Annotated in this window: 18 protein-coding genes; 7 read left to right on the forward strand and 11 right to left on the reverse strand. The window is 32.6% G+C overall.

Annotation, left to right across the window (positions count from 1 at the left end; genetic code table 11):
* Positions 1 to 19 precede the first annotated feature (19 nt).
* From lpxD to hemN, 6 genes are all read left to right on the forward strand, one after another.
* Positions 20 to 1018, forward strand: coding sequence for a UDP-3-O-(3-hydroxymyristoyl)glucosamine N-acyltransferase (gene lpxD / locus OIU83_RS04225; RefSeq protein ID WP_264205019.1), 999 nt, complete (start codon positions 20 to 22; stop codon positions 1016 to 1018).
* A gap of 169 nt (positions 1019 to 1187) precedes the next feature.
* Positions 1188 to 2816 (forward strand): acyl-CoA carboxylase subunit beta, encoded by a 1629-nt coding sequence (locus OIU83_RS04230; protein ID WP_264205020.1) that lies wholly within the window; start codon positions 1188 to 1190, stop codon positions 2814 to 2816.
* Positions 2817 to 2930: 114 nt separating this feature from the next.
* Positions 2931 to 3353 (forward strand): DoxX family protein, encoded by a 423-nt coding sequence (locus OIU83_RS04235; RefSeq protein WP_264205021.1) that lies wholly within the window; start codon positions 2931 to 2933, stop codon positions 3351 to 3353.
* A 103-nt stretch (positions 3354 to 3456) separates the two neighbouring features.
* Positions 3457 to 3810 (forward strand): hypothetical protein, encoded by a 354-nt coding sequence (locus OIU83_RS04240; RefSeq protein ID WP_264205022.1) that lies wholly within the window; start codon positions 3457 to 3459, stop codon positions 3808 to 3810.
* Positions 3811 to 3923: 113 nt separating this feature from the next.
* Positions 3924 to 4400: a hypothetical protein gene (locus tag OIU83_RS04245; RefSeq protein WP_264205023.1), complete on the forward strand. Its 477-nt coding sequence runs from the start codon at positions 3924 to 3926 to the stop codon at positions 4398 to 4400.
* 120 nt (positions 4401 to 4520) lie between these two features.
* Positions 4521 to 5885 (forward strand): oxygen-independent coproporphyrinogen III oxidase, encoded by a 1365-nt coding sequence (gene hemN, locus OIU83_RS04250; RefSeq protein WP_264205024.1) that lies wholly within the window; start codon positions 4521 to 4523, stop codon positions 5883 to 5885.
* A gap of 4 nt (positions 5886 to 5889) precedes the next feature.
* Here the strand turns inward: hemN and OIU83_RS04255 are convergent, their stop codons facing one another.
* From OIU83_RS04255 to OIU83_RS04290, 8 genes are all read right to left on the reverse strand, one after another.
* A complete protein-coding gene (locus OIU83_RS04255) occupies positions 5890 to 6591 on the reverse strand; it encodes a sulfite exporter TauE/SafE family protein (RefSeq protein ID WP_264205025.1) in 702 nt (233 codons plus the stop codon).
* Positions 6592 to 6624: 33 nt separating this feature from the next.
* Entirely contained in the window at positions 6625 to 7074 is a 450-nt protein-coding gene (locus tag OIU83_RS04260; RefSeq protein ID WP_264205026.1) for a FixH family protein, read from the reverse strand.
* 15 nt (positions 7075 to 7089) lie between these two features.
* Positions 7090 to 8508, reverse strand: a complete 1419-nt coding sequence (gene ccoG / locus OIU83_RS04265) for a cytochrome c oxidase accessory protein CcoG (RefSeq protein WP_264205027.1) — start codon at positions 8506 to 8508, stop codon at positions 7090 to 7092.
* A gap of 4 nt (positions 8509 to 8512) precedes the next feature.
* Positions 8513 to 9454, reverse strand: a complete 942-nt coding sequence (locus OIU83_RS04270) for a cbb3-type cytochrome c oxidase N-terminal domain-containing protein (protein ID WP_264205028.1) — start codon at positions 9452 to 9454, stop codon at positions 8513 to 8515.
* A 26-nt stretch (positions 9455 to 9480) separates the two neighbouring features.
* Positions 9481 to 9651 (reverse strand): cbb3-type cytochrome oxidase subunit 3, encoded by a 171-nt coding sequence (locus OIU83_RS04275; RefSeq protein ID WP_264205029.1) that lies wholly within the window; start codon positions 9649 to 9651, stop codon positions 9481 to 9483.
* Positions 9652 to 9658: 7 nt separating this feature from the next.
* Positions 9659 to 11845, reverse strand: a complete 2187-nt coding sequence (ccoN, locus tag OIU83_RS04280) for a cytochrome-c oxidase, cbb3-type subunit I (RefSeq protein WP_264205030.1) — start codon at positions 11843 to 11845, stop codon at positions 9659 to 9661.
* Between the two features lie 3 nt (positions 11846 to 11848).
* Entirely contained in the window at positions 11849 to 12040 is a 192-nt protein-coding gene (gene ccoS / locus OIU83_RS04285) for a cbb3-type cytochrome oxidase assembly protein CcoS (RefSeq protein ID WP_264205031.1), read from the reverse strand.
* A gap of 125 nt (positions 12041 to 12165) precedes the next feature.
* Entirely contained in the window at positions 12166 to 14541 is a 2376-nt protein-coding gene (locus OIU83_RS04290; protein WP_264205032.1) for a heavy metal translocating P-type ATPase, read from the reverse strand.
* Between the two features lie 204 nt (positions 14542 to 14745).
* Here OIU83_RS04290 and OIU83_RS04295 point away from each other — a divergent pair, with 204 nt between their 5' ends.
* Positions 14746 to 15426: a Crp/Fnr family transcriptional regulator gene (locus OIU83_RS04295; protein ID WP_264205033.1), complete on the forward strand. Its 681-nt coding sequence runs from the start codon at positions 14746 to 14748 to the stop codon at positions 15424 to 15426.
* Here the strand turns inward: OIU83_RS04295 and mazG are convergent, their stop codons facing one another.
* The 3 genes from mazG to def all read right to left on the reverse strand — a co-directional run bounded on the left by mazG (position 15427) and on the right by def (position 17434).
* The gene (mazG, locus tag OIU83_RS04300) at positions 15427 to 16197 is read right to left on the reverse strand and encodes a nucleoside triphosphate pyrophosphohydrolase (RefSeq protein ID WP_264205034.1); all 771 of its coding nucleotides are present in this window, start codon (positions 16195 to 16197) and stop codon (positions 15427 to 15429) included.
* 100 nt (positions 16198 to 16297) lie between these two features.
* Positions 16298 to 16780 carry a DUF5606 family protein gene (locus OIU83_RS04305; RefSeq protein WP_264205035.1) on the reverse strand — a complete coding sequence of 161 codons (483 nt, stop codon included), beginning with the start codon at positions 16778 to 16780 and terminating at the stop codon, positions 16298 to 16300.
* A gap of 63 nt (positions 16781 to 16843) precedes the next feature.
* A complete protein-coding gene (gene def, locus OIU83_RS04310; protein WP_264205036.1) occupies positions 16844 to 17434 on the reverse strand; it encodes a peptide deformylase in 591 nt (196 codons plus the stop codon).
* Positions 17435 to 17475: the final 41 nt, after the last annotated feature.

A 17475-nucleotide genomic window follows, 5' to 3' on the forward strand; every position in this document is an offset into this window, starting at 1 on the left:
TAAAACCAATTAACAATAAATGAAATCCTATTCTATCCACGAACTAAATGAAGTAATTAATGGTGTCATATATGGTAATACTTCCCAGAATATTACTGCAACTGAACAATTAGACAAAGCCACCAATACCGAAATTTCGTTTATTGGAAATAAAAAATACGAAAAACATTGGCAAGATTCCAAAGCGAGTATAGCTGTTGTTAATGAAGATATTTCAATAGAACCAGGAGAAAACCGTGCATTTATAAAAGTAAAAAATGCCGATTTGGCAATGTCCCAAATATTAGCCCTTTTTGCTCCTCCAACCCCTTTATTTCACAATAACATTCATGTTAGAGCTGTTGTAGATGAATCGGCAATTATTGGCGAAGGCACACGAATTGGTGCGGGATGTTATATTGGCCCTAAAGTAAAATTAGGAGAAAATGTAACTATTTATCCAAATGTAACTATTCTTGATGAATGTACCATAGGAAAAAATACTATTATCTGGTCAGGAACTGTAATCCGTGAGCGTTGTCATATTGGTAAAGATTGTATCATACATCCTAATGCAACAATTGGAGCCGATGGTTTCGGATTTCGTCCTTGTAGCGAAAATGGATTGGTTAAAATTCCTCAAATCGGAAATGTAATTATAGGTAATGGAGTAGAGATTGGAGCAAATTCATGTGTTGATCGCGGAAAATTTAGTTCTACCATTCTAGGAGATGGCTGTAAAATTGATAATTTAGTTCAGATAGGACATAATAGCAAACTAGGTAAATTTTGTATAATGGCAGGAAATAGTGGCCTAGCTGGTTCAGTAACTTTAGGAAATGGAGTTATAATTGGCGGTAGTGCTTCTATAAAAGACCATACTACGATTGGAGATGGTGCTATTGTAGGCGCTGGATCTGGAGTAACCGGAGATGTACCTGCCGGTAAAACAATGTTAGGATATCCTGCTGTAGAAGCTCGTGATGCATTAAAACAATGGGCAATCTTAAAACGATTAGTTTGCGATTCCAAAAAGTAAAACAACAATATCATTATATATATAAAACAGAAGCTAGCTTCTGTTTTTTTTGTTTCTAATTATACCCAAATACTTTAAAATTTCTATTTTTAAACTAATTAATAATAGCTGTTATTTCGATTGATTTTGTAAATTAGCACACACTATTTTGTAAAAACACTATTTTATTATGGATTTAAACTTCAATAAAAACGAAGATCACAATAAACTCTTACTTTCTGAACTAAAACAAAAATTTGCCAAAGTAAAATTGGGCGGAGGCGAAAAACGCATCCAAAAGCTACATTCTGAAGGTAAAATGACTGCAAGAGAACGAATTGATTATTTACTGGATGAAAATTCGAAAAATATAGAGATTGGTGGTTTTGTTGGAGAAGGAATGTATGCAGAACACGGCGGATGTCCATCTGGAGGTGTTGTTGTAAAAATAGGATATATACGAGGAAAACAATGCGTAGTAGTGGCCAATGATGCCACAGTAAAAGCTGGTGCCTGGTTTCCAATTACAGCAAAGAAAAATCTTCGTGCACAAGAAATCGCAATGGAAAACAAATTACCTATTATTTACCTTGTAGATAGTGCCGGAGTTTATTTGCCATTACAAGATGAAATTTTCCCGGATAAAGAACATTTTGGGCGCATTTTTAGGAACAACGCTATAATGAGTAGCATGGGAATTACCCAAATTTCAGCCGTAATGGGCAGTTGTGTTGCTGGTGGCGCCTATTTACCAATCATGAGCGATGAAGCTTTAATTGTAGATAAAACAGGGAGCATTTTCCTAGCAGGAAGTTATTTAGTAAAAGCAGCTATTGGAGAAACAATAGATAACGAAACTTTGGGTGGGGCAACAACTCACTGCGAGATATCTGGTGTTACCGATTATAAAGCCAAAGACGATAAAGACGCATTAGATAAGATAAAGAATATTGTTGATAAGATCGGTGATTATGACAAAGCAGGTTATAATCGTATTAAAGCCGAAAAACCAGCGCTGGATCCTAAAGAAATATACGGTATTTTACCAAAAGCCCGAAATGAGCAATACGATATGATGGAAATCATCAAGCGTATGGTTGATAATTCAGAATTTGAAGCATACAAAGAAGGTTACGGTCAATCTCTAATTACAGGTTATGCCAGAATCGATGGCTGGGCTGTAGGAATTGTGGCTAATCAACGAAAAGTTGTAAAAACTGCCAAAGGCGAAATGCAATTTGGAGGAGTCATTTATTCAGATAGTGCAGATAAGGCAACTCGTTTTATTGCGAATTGCAACCAGAAAAAAATTCCATTAGTTTTCATACAAGATGTTACCGGTTTTATGGTAGGTTCCAAATCTGAACATGGCGGAATAATAAAAGATGGTGCCAAAATGGTAAATGCCGTAAGTAATTCGGTTGTTCCTAAGTTTACCGTAATTGTAGGAAACTCATATGGAGCAGGAAATTATGCAATGTGTGGTAAAGCTTATGACCCAAGACTTATTTTTGCGTGGCCAAGTGCCGAATTAGCAGTTATGGGAGGAACCCAAGCAGCAAAAGTATTGGCACAAATCGAAGCATCTTCTTTAAAATCAAAAGGAGAAGTTGTAGATGAAGCCAAAGAAGCAGAGTTATTTGCAAAAATAAAAGCACGTTATGATGAACAAGTTTCTCCATATTACGCTGCTTCCCGATTATGGACAGATGCTATTATTGATCCGTTAGATACCCGTACCTGGATTTCTATGGGAATAGAAGCCGCAAACCACTCACCTATCTTAAAACCTTTTAATCTAGGCGTTATTCAGGTATAAACAACTTTAAACCCAATAGCAAACTGGAAATATTTATAACATTTTTCACATATCAAAAAATTAGTATACAACTAAAAATTAGTAACTTAGCATATTATTAAATAATTTGATATCATGGAAAATGTAAAAAATTTAAATAAATGGGCGAATGCGCACAGTTATTTACCATTAGATTTATTACGTATTGCTTTGGGTGTATTTTTATTTATGAAAGGAATATTCTTCGTGACTAATATCCAATATTTACACGATTTAATATCTCCAATCGACAAATTTGGTGGCGGAATGTTTCTTTTGCATTACATCGCCCCTGCTCACATGATTGGAGGTATTATGATTGTTTTTGGGTTGCTTACCCGATGGGCAATCGGTGCACAATTACCAATTCTATTAGGAGCAATCTTAGTGAATTTTATGGGCGAAATGCACTCACAAAACTTACTATTGGCAATTTGTATTTTTATCATCTGCCTCTTTTTCTTCTTTTATGGTAGCGGAAAACATTCAGCCGATTATTATTTTAAAATGCAACAATAGTTTAGGTTCAAAAAGCGCTAAAAAATAACAACATTTGCCTTTTTATATCCTATTTATTTCTTAAAAGGGCAAATAATTGTGTTTTATGAGTTAGATTTGCAACATGAATTGGATTCGTAAAACAATCATTTTTGTGGGGCTTTTAGCGCTCTTTTTATCTGCTTATAGTGCAGATAGAATTGCTATTGATGCAATTCAACCTCAAAAATCGGATTCAAATTTTGCTTATGATAGTATCCAAGCTTCTGCTTTTATACTACCCCAGACAGCATTTCATGTTATTGCTGATGCAAAAACAAACCACCCAAGTCCTACTTTATCTAAGTGGTTTGATAGTTTTTTAATTGTAATTGCAGATTGCAAAATTCGAATAAGTGTATCCAATTTTGCAAACCAAATTTTAAATCAGAGCAAAAAAATTTCATTATTGCTCTACCCTTTCCATTATTTCTGGTGATTTAAACACATGATTTTACCAATGTGAAGATTAATTTCTTCCTAAATGAACAGATTGCAAACAGCTTTCGGTTTATTCTTTCATGTTATATAATTAAATCTAAAAAATAAATAATGGATACATCTGTAACTATAATCGGCATTGTATTAGCCTTAATAACTATATTCCCTCTTTACTTTTCATTTCGTGCAAACTCATTGAATAAAGCAAAAATAAAAGCTATAAAAGCACAACACAGCCAAAATGGTCATTTTGATTTCGATGAAACAGAATCTCAAAACAAAAGAATACTTAGTATTGATAAAAAAAATAAAGGTTTTCTTTTAATCAACTTTAATAAAGGAAAAGAGGAAAGTTTATTCGTAAATTTAAATGAGGTTAAATCCTGCCGATTGGTTCCTACTACCGAAGCAAACTCTGACACTATTATAAAAATTGATTTTGAGTTTCAAGATAAAACTAATGCCAACAAAATTGTAATTCCATTTTACAATATAGAAGAAGATCAAATAAGACAAGTTTGTCTATATGAAGATCATCAATTGGCAAAAAAATGGCAACAAATCATCCAAGATTGTATTTCACGTTAATTCTTAATTCATTTAAAGAGACTCCCTTGAGTCTCTTTTTTTTTGTAGCATATTATGATAATTATCATTTTAATCTTTTTGTATTCTAGCTAATTTTGATTTCCCTTAAATTTATGTGCTATGAAAAATTCGTTGATACAAAAATACAATGTTCCAGGACCAAGATACACCAGTTATCCTACTGTTCCTTATTGGAATGAAAACGATTTTACCTATCAACTTTGGATTAAATCCCTGCAAAAATCTTTTGCTCAAAGCAACCAGCAAGATGGAATAAGTTTATATATCCATTTACCTTTTTGCGAAAGCATGTGTACATTTTGTGGCTGCAACAAGCGAATTACAAAAAACCATGATGTAGAGCATCCTTACATCGAAGCAATAATAAAAGAGTGGAGCTTATACTGTAAACTTCTTAATGAGAAACCAATAATAAAAGAGATTCATCTGGGGGGCGGAACACCTACTTTCTTCTCCCCTAAGAATCTTGAAGATTTAATAAATGGTATTTTTTCATATGCAGATAAAGCCAAAGAGCACGAATTTAGTTTTGAGGGACATCCTAACAATACGACATACCAACATTTACAAAAGCTATACAATTTAGGTTTTCGAAGAGTTAGTTACGGCGTTCAGGATTATTCCGAAAAAGTACAAAAAGCAATTCATCGCGAACAATCATTTCATAATGTGGCCAAGGTTACATTTTGGGCAAAAGAAATTGGCTATACTTCAATAAGTCATGATCTTATTTTTGGTCTACCTTTTCAGGAAATCGAAGATATTGTCGATACTATCGAAAAAACAAATGCACTGCAACCAGATAGATTAGCCTTTTACAGCTATGCTCATGTTCCTTGGATAAAAGGTAATGGACAACGCGGATTTAGTGATGAAAACGTCCCTAAAGATGCCGAGAAAAGAAAATTGTATGAAGTTGGAAAGCAGTTATTATATAAAAATGAATACCATGAAATTGGGATGGATCATTTTGCTTTAAAATCAGATGATTTGTATACGGCATTCGAAACCGGAAAATTACATCGTAATTTTATGGGATATAGCGCTTCCAAAACACAATTAATGATTGGATTGGGTGTTTCATCAATTAGTGACAGCTGGTATAGTTTTGCTCAAAATGTAAAAACTATAGAAGATTATTATCAATTATTAGAATGGGATAAACTTCCAGTTATTAAAGGACACATATTAACTCCAGAAGATCTAATTATTAGAAAACACATCTTAAGTTTAATGTGCAAATTTGAAACAACTTGGTTCGAAGCAAGTAATTATTTTGAAGAAATCCCAGAAATTCTAATTCAGTTAAAAGAAATGGAGAATGATGGATTAGTTATTCTTGGAAATGAAAAAATAAGCGTTACAGAAGCAGGAAAACCCTTTGTTCGAAACATTTGTATGGCTTTTGATCTACACTTAAAAAGAAAAGCTCCAGAAACAAGTTTGTTTTCAATGACAATTTAAACTCCTAATGACAATTGGGAGTTTCCTGAACAAATAAACTCATATTTGACGGAGACAAGTAGGGAATCCCCAAACCTAAACCTCGTAAAATAAACAAGACTCCAATAAAAATAGCAACATAAGGAATTGCTTTTTGAAATTTATTTCGAGTAGATTGCGTTAGGAATGAATTAAAATATACGACGCTAGTCATTAAAGGAACTGTTCCTAATCCAAATAAAATCATATATAAAACACCAAATTCAGCGCTTTGCATAGCAATTGCACCAAATAAGGCAACATATACCATCCCACAAGGCAAAAAACCATTAAGAATCCCAATTATAAAAAGAGATTTATAACTTTTGTTTCTAAAATGCTTTCCCAGATTGGTTTTTATTTTTGAAATAAGCTTGTAAACAGGTTTAGAGAAATTGTATTTGGCAAAGATGTTTTCGGGAGTTAAAACAACAACTATCATAATCACACCAATAAGAATAGATAATCGTTGTTGAATTCCTGCCAGGAAAAAACCTTTTCCCAACAATCCAAAAATCAATCCTATGGTTCCATATGCTGATAATCTTCCTAAATGATATACTATAACTTGTATTGCTTTTTTAACTTTATTATGATTATCAACCGGCAACATCATAGCAATCGGTCCGCACATACCTATGCAGTGAAAACTACTGATTAAACCGAATATAAAAGCAGAATAAAGCATATTTCTATTTAGATAATTTTGGCAATAAAGTTATTAATTAATGTAGACAACTTCTTTGGTTAAATATTGTTTTCCATCATATTGCCATTCCATATTAACATCCCAACGTCCTTTTATTAATTTCTTTTGAGGAATCAATAATTCAGAATTCGTCAAGATAATTGGCGTATTAAAATCTAGTTTTTTGTTTGATGGGCGATACATTAACACCTGTCCTTTTATATTTTTTCCCTCAAAAACATTTGGGAAAACAATTTTAACTCCATCTTGTAAAGTAACTATTTTTGGCTTTTGCTTTAAATCATGCGCATTTTGAATACGATCCATTTCTTCTCCAAAATGGGAATCATGTTTATAGTATTCTTCTACAACCAAATCATTGTCATATTTACTATCTGACTGTACTTTAAAAACAAAATACAAAATGAATGTCATAAACAATCCAAATGCAATTATAATTGCTGTTCCCCAGTTAATTTTCATAATATTCCTTTTTAATTAATTAAAACTTCGCGGTCCTAAAAAGTTTGTTGAGGTAGTTTCAATCAATTTATCTCCATTAAAAACACCTATTTCCACTTTGGTTTTATCACTTTCTAAAAGTGCTTTATCTATTTCTATAAATAATGTCCCTTGTGAAATTCCTTGTTTCGGAACTTTAAATTTTTGATTTCCTACATTCTTTATAGTACCCTTTTGGCCAATTAACTCAAAATGAATATCTGTATAATCATTCAGTGTCTTATTGACTATCTTATAAGTATAGATATTACTTATTTTATCTCCTTTATGTTGAAAAAGTTGTCCTGGCAAACGTAAAACAATAGCCTGTACATCATTTCTTAAAAATAACATTCCGATAAATATTCCCATCAAAATAATCAAGACTGCCGTATATCCTTTCATTCTTGCTGTAAATCGGAAAGGCTCTTTTTTCTCGATTTCATCTTCAGAAGCATATCGAATAAGTCCTTTTGGCAATCCAACATTTTCCATGATAGTATCACATTCATCGATACAAGCAGTACAATTGGTGCATTCTAATTGTGTTCCGTTTCTTATATCAATCCCCATCGGACAAACATGTACACATTGCTTACAGTCAATGCAATCCCCTTTTCCTGTTGCAGCTCTATCTTCTTGTTTATTATATTTGGCTCTGCCTATCTCTTTTTCACCTCTAACAAAATCATAAGCTACATTAATAGATTTATTATCTAAAAGTACACCTTGTAATCTTCCATACGGACATGCTATAATACAAACTTGCTCACGAAACCAAACAAATACAAAATAGAAAACCGCAGTAAATGATAATAATGCTATAAAATTACTTGCTTGTTTTATAGGTCCTTCTTCGATCATTAAAAACAATTGATCACTTCCTACCAAATAAGCCAGAAAAACATTGGCTATTAAAAAAGAAATTACAAAAAAGATAAACCATTTTGTTAAACGCTTTTTAATTTTTTCGGTATTCCATTCTTGCTTTGCCAATCGGGATTGCGCTCCTCTGTCTCCGTCAATCCAATATTCAATTCTACGAAAAACGAGTTCTAAGAAAATCGTCTGTGGACAAATCCATCCACAAAAAATACGCCCATATACAACTGTAAATAGTATTATAAACACAATCCCAACAAGCATTGAGATAACAAATAGGTAAAAATCCTGGGGCCAAAAAGGGAATCCAAAAACGTTAAAACGGCGTTCTAATACATTGAATAACATAAATTGATTTCCATTTACTTTTATAAACGGATTTGCAACTAAAATGGTCAACAAAACATAGCTAACCCATTTCCTATATTCATAAAATTTACCAGACGGTTTTTTAGGGAAAATAAATTTTCTGTTACCCCCTTCATCAATTGTTCCGATGGTATCTCTAAAAGCTTCGTCTGGTAAATTTGACATTGTATTATTTTTTAACTTGAGTGGTATCAGTTTGTGTTGCAACTACTGCAGCATCTGTTTTTGGTGCATCTTTATCAACCCAAATCTCCCCTTCTGGTTCTTTTGGATCTTTAGGATTACTTCCTTGCAAAGACAATATATAACTAGCTACTTTTTGGATTTCTTTTGGCTTCAATGTTCCCTTCCAGGCAATCATCCCTTTTCCATCTCGTCCACCATTGGTTATTGTATGGAAAATTTCTTTTATTCCACCGCCCAAAATCCAATGATTGTCCGTCAGGTTTGGACCAATTTGCCCTCCTCCATCTACTCTGTGACAAGCTGCACAATTGGTAGTAAATATTTCTTTTCCTGCAGCAAGATCAGCAGCATCTGTTAATCGGGTAACCGATTTCTCGTCCATTAAATCCGGGGCAGTTTTTAGATATTCATCTACATCTATCTTGGCTTGGGCCATTTCTTTTTTCAGCTCCATCTCTTGATCATCTGCACCAAATAAATCATAACGAGCAACGTAAACAACAGCAAAAATGATAGTGATATAGAATAAATAAATCCACCATGGCGGCAAGTTATTATCTAGCTCTTTAATACCATCATAATCATGATGTAATAACAAACTTTCTTCGTTTTCTAACGGTTCTGTTTTCGTTAGTTTTTGCATTAAATTCTTGTACCAAGCTCTTTCTTTCAAACTCAGATTACTATCAATTTCAAGTTGAGCTTTCTGCTCTTCCGTTAGTAAACTATAAGTAATTCTATCAATTGCACTTATAGTAACTTCTATCGCAATTAACAGAAAAAGAAATACAAATAAAAAGACAGAAACCATTGGGTATTTTATAAATGCCGGTCTATCACCTGAGTCTATAAAATATTCCATTGCACCAAAAACGATGAAGAAAATTAGTGGTAATCGTATATATACTGGAATTAATTTTTTCATTTTATATATTATTTTAATTCTACAATTTAATTTTCGTCTAATGGAATATGACTCATCTCATCGATTTTTTCCTTTTTATATGAAAACACCCAAATCCCAAGGCATACAAAAAAGATAAAAAATATTAAAAGGGAAAGTATCGGGTATATTTGTACACCCGCGATAGTCTCCATGTTGTGTTTTACTTGTTCAAACATAATTTCTCTATTTTGAAGTCTCTTTTACTTTAATATCAGTTCCTAATCTTTGCATGTAAGCAATAAGCGCTACGATTTCTCTTTCATTCATAGGAATAAATTTCTCTCCTTTTGCTTCAGCTTTTTTCTTACTAGCAGCATAACTAGCAACATAATCAGGATCATTTTCTAAGTTCTTTTCTATTTTCAAAGCTTGTGCTCTCAATAAATTTTGAGCATTTGCAACTTCTTCTGCAGAATATGGGACTCCTAGTTGTACCATTACTTCCATTTTCTTTTGAGTTAATGAAATATCCATAGGTTTATTATCAAATAACCATTTGTATCCTGGCATAATTGAGCCTGCCGATATACTTTGTGGACTCCAGAAATGGTTAAAATGCCAGTTATCATTGTATTTGCCTCCTACTCTTAGCAAATCTGGTCCTGTACGCTTAGATCCCCATAAAAACGGATGATCATATACAAACTCTCCTGCTTTAGATTGTGGACCATAACGCTCTACTTCGCTTCTAAATGGTCGTACTGATTGGGAGTGACATCCTACACAACCTTCACGAATATATATGTCACGCCCTTCAAGTTCCAGAGGTGAATATGGTTTAACACTTGCAATTGTTGGAATATTTGATTTTACCATAATCGTAGGTACAATTTGAATAACCCCTCCAATTAAAATAGCAATTGTAGCTAGAATTGTTAACTGAATAGGTTTTCTCTCTAACCATGAATGGAATTTTTCTCCACGAATTCTGCTACTACTAATTCTTTCTAATGCCGGTGCTTCTGCCAATTCATCTTCAATTGGGTTACCAACACGTATTGTTTGAATTATGTTATAAACCAATACTAGCATTCCTATAAGGTACAGAGTACCTCCAATTGCTCTCATCCAATACAATGGCATAATTGCTGTTACTGTCTCAAGGAAATTCCCATAAGTTAAAGTCCCATCTGGATTAAATTGTTTCCACATTGAAGCTTGTTGAAAACCAGCAACGTACATTGGTAACGTATATAAAATAATTCCTAAAGTACCAATCCAGAAATGGAAATTGGCTAATTTTTTAGAGAATAAAGTACTTTTTGTCATTCTTGGTATCAACCAATAAATCATACCAAAAGTCATAAATCCATTCCATGCTAATGCACCAACGTGTACGTGAGCAATAATCCAATCGGTATAATGCGCGATAGCATTTACATTTTTTAGAGAAAGCATTGGTCCTTCAAAAGTTGCCATTCCGTAACCGGTAATAGCTACAACAAAGAATTTTAAAACAGGTTCTTCACGAACTTTGTCCCAAGCTCCTCTAAGCGTTAAAAGTCCATTTATCATACCTCCCCAAGATGGAGCAATCAGCATTATTGAAAAAGCAACTCCTAGATTTTGTGCCCAGTTTGGTAAAGCTGAGTATAATAAGTGGTGAGGACCTGCCCAGATATATATAAAAATTAATGACCAGAAATGTATAATCGACAAACGATAAGAATACACCGGACGATTAGCAACTTTAGGTACAAAATAGTACATCAAACCTAAAAATGGTGTTGTTAAGAAAAAAGCAACTGCATTATGACCATACCACCATTGCACTAAAGCATCCTGAACTCCTGCATAAACAGAATAACTTTTCATTGCAGAAACCGGTATCTCTATATTATTAAAAATATGTAAAACTGCAACAGTAACAAATGTGGCCAAATAAAACCAAATGGCAACATATAAATGACGCTCTCTACGACGCAAAATTGTACCAATCATGTTAATCCCCATTACAACCCAAATTAAAGCAATAGCAATATCAATTGGCCATTCTAATTCGGCATATTCTTTGGATGAGGTATACCCTAAAGGTAGTGAGATAGCCGCTGCAACAATTATTAATTGCCATCCCCAAAAATGTACATTACTTAAAAAGTCACTGAACATTCTTGCTTTTAGAAGTCGCTGTAAAGAATAATACATCCCTGCAAAGAATGCGTTTCCTACAAAGGCAAAGATGACTGCATTGGTATGTAAAGGTCTTAATCTTCCATAACTTAACCATGAGATCCCGTCGGTAATATTAGGAAAGAGGTACATAACGGCCAAAGTAAGGCCGACCAGCATTCCTACTACACCAAAAAGAATGGTAGCATAAATGAATTTCTTTACAATTTTGTTGTCGTAATAAAATTGTTGCATTTCCATAATCTAGATTTGTTTTTCTTTGGTTGTTTTTATTTTATTATTGGGAGTTTTTTTGATTTCATCATCAAAAAGCATTCGGACGGAAGGAGTATAATCATCATCATATTGCCCAGTTTTTACTGCTATTACAAAAGCAATAAAGAAACCAATCGCAATAATGATACTAACGGAGATTAACAAGTAAATAACACTCATATCTTAAAAAATTAAGTTAAACAAAATTACTTTTAAGCATTCTTTTAAAATATGATATTTATCATACCTAGTCGGTTCTGTTAAATTTATGAAAAAATAATCAGATTTGTCTGATTATTAAATACTTATTTCTTCTTAGCATAATAATTACTCATAAGAGTAACAAAACTCACGATAGTAATTGTACTTAAAGGCATAATAATCGCTGCTACCAGAGGCAGTAAGTTTCCTGTAATAGCAAATGTTAATCCTACTACATTATATAATAAAGAAAGGACAAAACTCATTTTTATAATCTTAATTGAGTTTTTTGAAAGTTTTAAGAAATAATTGAGATGTCTAAACTCAGTCGCATCCAGGATAGCATCGCATGCAGGAGAGAAAACATTTACATTCTCAGATATTGAAATCCCTACATTACTTTGAGCCAGAGCCCCAGCATCATTTAATCCATCGCCAATCATCATTACATTATGACCTTGATCTTGTAAATCCTTTATAAATGTTAGTTTTTGTTCTGGCTTTTGATTAAAAACAAGCTCTGTACCCTTTGGCAAAAGATTTTCCAGAGTTTCACGTTCCCCATCATTATCACCTGATAATACCTTGATTTTATAATGCAGACTTAATTCTTTAAATAATTCCCCTAACCCTTCTCGATATTGATTATTGAAAATGTATTTTCCGTAATAAATTCCATCTATTTTTATATGAAGAGACGTTTGCTGAATTGAATTTTCTTCTTGATTAGCAACAAAAGAAAATGATCCGATTTGAAATTGATGATTTTCGATTACTGCCAAAATTCCTTTTCCTGTTATTTCCTTAAAATCATCTAGTTTTATACGTTTGGTTTCTGGCAAGAAGTCATACAACATTCGGCTCAAAGGATGATTTGAAGCCCGTAGTACATTCTTGAGCATTTCAAGATTTTCAGATGAAAGCGATTCTCCCTCATAGGAAATATTCGATTTCTTATTAGTCGTTATTGTTCCTGTTTTATCAAAAACCAAAGTATCAACTTTGGCAAGCTGCTCAATAACCAAAGCATTTTTTAAATAAAACTTTTGTTTCCCTAAAATCCTCAAAATATTACCAAATGTAAATGGTGCTGTTAATGCCAAAGCACACGGACAGGCTACAATGAGTACAGCTGTAAAAACATTAAATGCAGTATTGGCATCAATAAATACCCAATACCCAAAACCAGCAAAAGCAATTAACAATAAAATTGGTGTAAAATAGCGGCTTATAGTATCTGTTATCGTCTTATGTTTTTGCTGAACATCTTTTTGAAAAATATCATTTCCCCACAATTGTGTTAAGTAACTCTGAGAAACGGTATGCAGTACTTCCATTTCTATTACTTTTCCGATTTGCTTTCCGCCGGCAAAAACTTTATCTCCGGATTTCTTAGTAATAGGAACAGCCTCACCTGTTACAAAACTATAATCAATTTCGGCTTTATCGCTTATTAAAATTCCATCAACAGGGATCAATTCCTGATTTCTTATTAATAATCGATCTCCTTTATCTATATCATAAATAGGAATACTTTCTTCTCGAGTATTCGGATTGATTCGGGTTACTGCAATAGGAAAATAAGATTTAAAGTCTCTTTCGAAACTTAAGAAACTATAGGTTTTAATCTGAAACATTTTCCCGAGAAGCATAAAGAAAATTAATCCCGTCAAGCTATCAAAAAAACCAGAACCATAATCCATTACAATATCAAATGTGCTCCGTATAAACATAACGATGATTCCTAATGCGATAGGAATATCAATATTTAGCATTTTACTTTTTATACTTTTATAGGCTGAAACATAATAACCACTTGCTGAATATAAAAAACTTGGCATTGCCAAAATAAATATCAACCAGCGAAAAAATGGTTTGTAATTATCCAGCCAAAACTCTTTTACCTCAAAATATTCGGGAAAAGAGAGCAGCATAATGTTCCCAAAGCAAAAGAAAGCGACACCAAGTTTATAAGTCAAGCTTCTGTCTACATCATACTTACCTGCTTCGTAGTTTTCCAAACTTATATAAGGTTCATATCCTATTGAACTTAATGTATAAGCAATATCTTTAAGTGTGATTTTTTCGGGATTATAGGTAATTCTAACTTTCTTTTCGGGGAAATTAACTTGAGAAGCGCTAATTCCTGATTTCAGACGATTTAAATTTTCTAAAATCCAAATACAAGAACTGCAATGAATATGCGGAATATTTAAAGAAACTATCGCCGTTGTATCTTCTTGAAACTCCAGCAATTTTAGCTGAATATTTTCATTATCTAAGAAATCATATTTACCCTGGATATCTTGAGGTGTAGCTCCAGGTGATTTTTCGAAATCATAATAACAAGTTAAGTCATTTAAACTAAAAATTTCATAAACCGTTTTACACCCGCTACAACAAAATTGCTTTTCATCAAAAACAATTACTTCATTTTTTGGAATAATTAAGCCACAATGAAAACAATTTTGGGTACTCATAATTTAACCATTTTAAGCTTTTGCAAAGGTCACAAACCGAGTAATCAAAAAATATGACATTTATCATAGCTCTCAAAATACATTTTTAAATTTAATAAAATAAATTGGGAATAAACTTATAGAAACTGTATTTCTGTCATTATTACCGAAATTTAGCCTGTAAAATCATAATAATGCCTAATTTTGTACCCAAATAACTTTACTATGAATAAATGTGACCAATGTATCGTAAGACAACTTACCTCGTTAAAAGCTTTAAACAAAGATGAAGTTATAAGACTGGCTAATAGTAAAACTACTTATTCTATTAAAAAAGGCGATTCGATCTTTGAAGAAGGTGAAATTACAAATGGTGTTTTTTGTGTAAAAGATGGCGTGGGTAAACTTTCAAAACTGAGTGCTAATGGTAAAGATCAAATTGTAAAACTTGTAAAATCAGGTGAACTTTTAGGTCAGCGCTCCATGATCAGTAATGAACCTGCCAATTTAAGTGCAAAAGCATTAGATGATATGGAAGTATGTTTTATTCCCAAATCCGAAATTATAGACTTCTTTAATAAAAACAATCAGTTTTCTATGAATGTCATGAAAACAATTTGTGATGACTTAAAAGAATCTGATAATCATACTGTTTCATTAGCACAAAAAACAGTTAAATCACGTTTGGCCGAGACCTTATTATACTTACATGATACATTTGGCAAAAATAGCGACGACACCCTCCAAATTCAACTTTCCAGAGATGAATTAGCAAGTATGATCGGTACTGCAACCGAAAGTTGCATTCGATTATTATCAGATTTTAATAAATTAAAAGTTATTGAATTGATTGGTAAAAAAATTGTCCTTAAAAATATAAGTGCTCTAAAGAAAATGGCCGAATAGCTATAATTTTTTAGCCTCATTCCAAAAAACATCCATTTCTGCCAAAGTCATATCCATTAATGGTTTTCCCATCTCACCTGCTTTACTCTCGAGGTATTGAAAACGCTTTATAAATTTTTTATTAGTGCGTTCTAATGCATCTTCTGGATTTACATTAAGGAATCTGGCGTAATTAATCATTGAGAATAAAACATCCCCAAATTCAGCTTCTATTTTATCCTGATCCCCCACTTCTACCTCAGCTTGTAACTCTTGTAGTTCTTCCTGAACTTTATCCCAAACTTGATGTGGCTCTTCCCAATCAAAACCAACTCCTTTTACTTTATCCTGTATTCTACTTGCTTTAACTAATGCTGGTAAACTTCTCGGAACACCTTCCAAAACAGATTTCTTCCCTTCTTTTAGTTTTAGCTTTTCCCAGTTTTGCTTTACCTCTTCTTCGTCTTTTACAATTGTATCACTATAAATATGAGGATGGCGATGAATCAATTTTTCGCAGATTTCATTACACACATCAGCTATATCAAAGTCATTTGTTTCACTACCTATTTTTGCATAAAACACAATGTGCAACAATAAATCACCAAGTTCCTTTTTTACTTCATTAAGATCATTATCCAAAATTGCATCTCCCAATTCATATGTTTCTTCGATTGTAAGGTGGCGTAAACTTTGTATCGTTTGCTTCATATCCCAAGGACATTTTTCACGCAAATCATCCATAATATTTAGTAATCTTTCGAAGGCCTGAAGTTGCAATTCTTTGCTCATTTTTAAAGTAATTTAAGTTGGGAAACAATTCCATGTAAAAGTAAAAAATCCTGTCAAGAAATCATCTCAACAGGATTAAATATCGTTCATTAAAATGAAACTATTTTTTTTCAGCAGCTGCTTTTGCTTTTTTTGCCGGTGCTTTTTTTGTTTCTTCAAGAACTGGAGTTTCTTCTTTAGATTCTGCTGGTGCAGGAGCTAAATCTGTAACTAATCCTTTTGCTTGAAGCATATTGTACCAGTTCAATACTTTTTTAATATCTGAAGGATAAACTCTTTCTTCATCGTATTGTGGTAAGATTTCTTTAAAATAAGCTGCCAAAGTAGCATTATCTTCTTTATGAGAAATAGCTTGTCCTTTATTTTCTTTTATAGCAATTAATTGCATTACTTCCGATAAAGGTTTTTCTCCTTCGTATGTATAAATTGAAATTTCAGATAACAAACTTACATTACTTTTTAAGCTAACAGTGATTTTTTTTCCATCAATTAATGATTCAGCTACAAATCCTGTACGCGTTTGTACTTTTAAAGCGTATAAACCTGGTTTCCCAGAAATAGCTAATATTTTTTCTAAATTCATGTTTATTATAATTAGTATTAAGAATTCGGTTATTTTATTTTTTTATATCAAAGAAACAAGAAACTATCTTCCTTTTTTTGCTGAAGCAAATTTCATTCGATAATCCTGAAAAGTTTTACCTTCTGTAATATTCTTTAATTTTTTTTGAATCAAACGTTTTTTTAATGACGAAATTTTATCTGTAAACAAGATTCCTTCGATATGATCATATTCATGCTGAATTACTCTGGCAATTAAACCATCGAATACTTCTGTTTTTACAACAAAGTCTTCTTCACAATATTCAATTGTAATTCTTTCATGTCTGTATACATCCTCACGAACATCTGGAATACTCAAGCAACCTTCGTTAAAACTCCACTCTTCGCCATCTTCTTTTAATATTTTGGCATTGATAAAAGTTCTCTTAAATCCTTTCAATTCTTTTTGCTCATCTGCAGGTAAATCCTCATCATCACTAAAAGGAGTTGTGTCGATTACAAATAAACGCAAGGCCAAACCAACTTGTGGCGCAGCAAGACCTACTCCATAAGCATTGTACATTGTCTCGTACATGTTTGCTATTGTTTCTTTCAAATTTGGATGTTCTGGCGAAACTGCCTCTCCAACTTTTCTTAAAACAGGATCACCATATCCTATAATTGGTAAAATCATTCTTGTTGTATTATGTATTAACGACTATAAATTCAAAATTT

The organism is Flavobacterium shii (assembly GCF_025847235.1).
Taxonomy (GTDB): Bacteria; Bacteroidota; Bacteroidia; order Flavobacteriales; family Flavobacteriaceae; genus Flavobacterium; species Flavobacterium shii.

Excerpts from the sequence above, each read along its gene's own strand:
- OIU83_RS04235 (WP_264205021.1), top strand. The coding sequence starts at position 2,931 with ATGGAAAATGTAAAAAATTTAAATAAATGGGCGAATGCGCACAGTTAT.
- hemN (WP_264205024.1), top strand. The coding sequence starts at position 4,521 with ATGAAAAATTCGTTGATACAAAAATACAATGTTCCAGGACCAAGATAC.
- OIU83_RS04260 (WP_264205026.1), bottom strand. The coding sequence starts at position 7,074 with ATGAAAATTAACTGGGGAACAGCAATTATAATTGCATTTGGATTGTTT.
- OIU83_RS04245 (WP_264205023.1), top strand. The coding sequence starts at position 3,924 with ATGGATACATCTGTAACTATAATCGGCATTGTATTAGCCTTAATAACT.
- OIU83_RS04255 (WP_264205025.1), bottom strand. The coding sequence starts at position 6,591 with ATGCTTTATTCTGCTTTTATATTCGGTTTAATCAGTAGTTTTCACTGC.
- ccoG (WP_264205027.1), bottom strand. The coding sequence starts at position 8,508 with ATGTCAAATTTACCAGACGAAGCTTTTAGAGATACCATCGGAACAATT.
- ccoS (WP_264205031.1), bottom strand. The coding sequence starts at position 12,040 with ATGAGTGTTATTTACTTGTTAATCTCCGTTAGTATCATTATTGCGATT.
- OIU83_RS04305 (WP_264205035.1), bottom strand. The coding sequence starts at position 16,780 with ATGAATTTAGAAAAAATATTAGCTATTTCTGGGAAACCAGGTTTATAC.
- OIU83_RS04240 (WP_264205022.1), top strand. The coding sequence starts at position 3,457 with ATGAATTGGATTCGTAAAACAATCATTTTTGTGGGGCTTTTAGCGCTC.
- def (WP_264205036.1), bottom strand. The coding sequence starts at position 17,434 with ATGATTTTACCAATTATAGGATATGGTGATCCTGTTTTAAGAAAAGTT.
- ccoN (WP_264205030.1), bottom strand. The coding sequence starts at position 11,845 with ATGGAAATGCAACAATTTTATTACGACAACAAAATTGTAAAGAAATTC.
- mazG (WP_264205034.1), bottom strand. The coding sequence starts at position 16,197 with ATGAGCAAAGAATTGCAACTTCAGGCCTTCGAAAGATTACTAAATATT.
- OIU83_RS04230 (WP_264205020.1), top strand. The coding sequence starts at position 1,188 with ATGGATTTAAACTTCAATAAAAACGAAGATCACAATAAACTCTTACTT.
- OIU83_RS04290 (WP_264205032.1), bottom strand. The coding sequence starts at position 14,541 with ATGAGTACCCAAAATTGTTTTCATTGTGGCTTAATTATTCCAAAAAAT.
- OIU83_RS04295 (WP_264205033.1), top strand. The coding sequence starts at position 14,746 with ATGAATAAATGTGACCAATGTATCGTAAGACAACTTACCTCGTTAAAA.
- OIU83_RS04270 (WP_264205028.1), bottom strand. The coding sequence starts at position 9,454 with ATGAAAAAATTAATTCCAGTATATATACGATTACCACTAATTTTCTTC.
- OIU83_RS04275 (WP_264205029.1), bottom strand. The coding sequence starts at position 9,651 with ATGTTTGAACAAGTAAAACACAACATGGAGACTATCGCGGGTGTACAA.
- lpxD (WP_264205019.1), top strand. The coding sequence starts at position 20 with ATGAAATCCTATTCTATCCACGAACTAAATGAAGTAATTAATGGTGTC.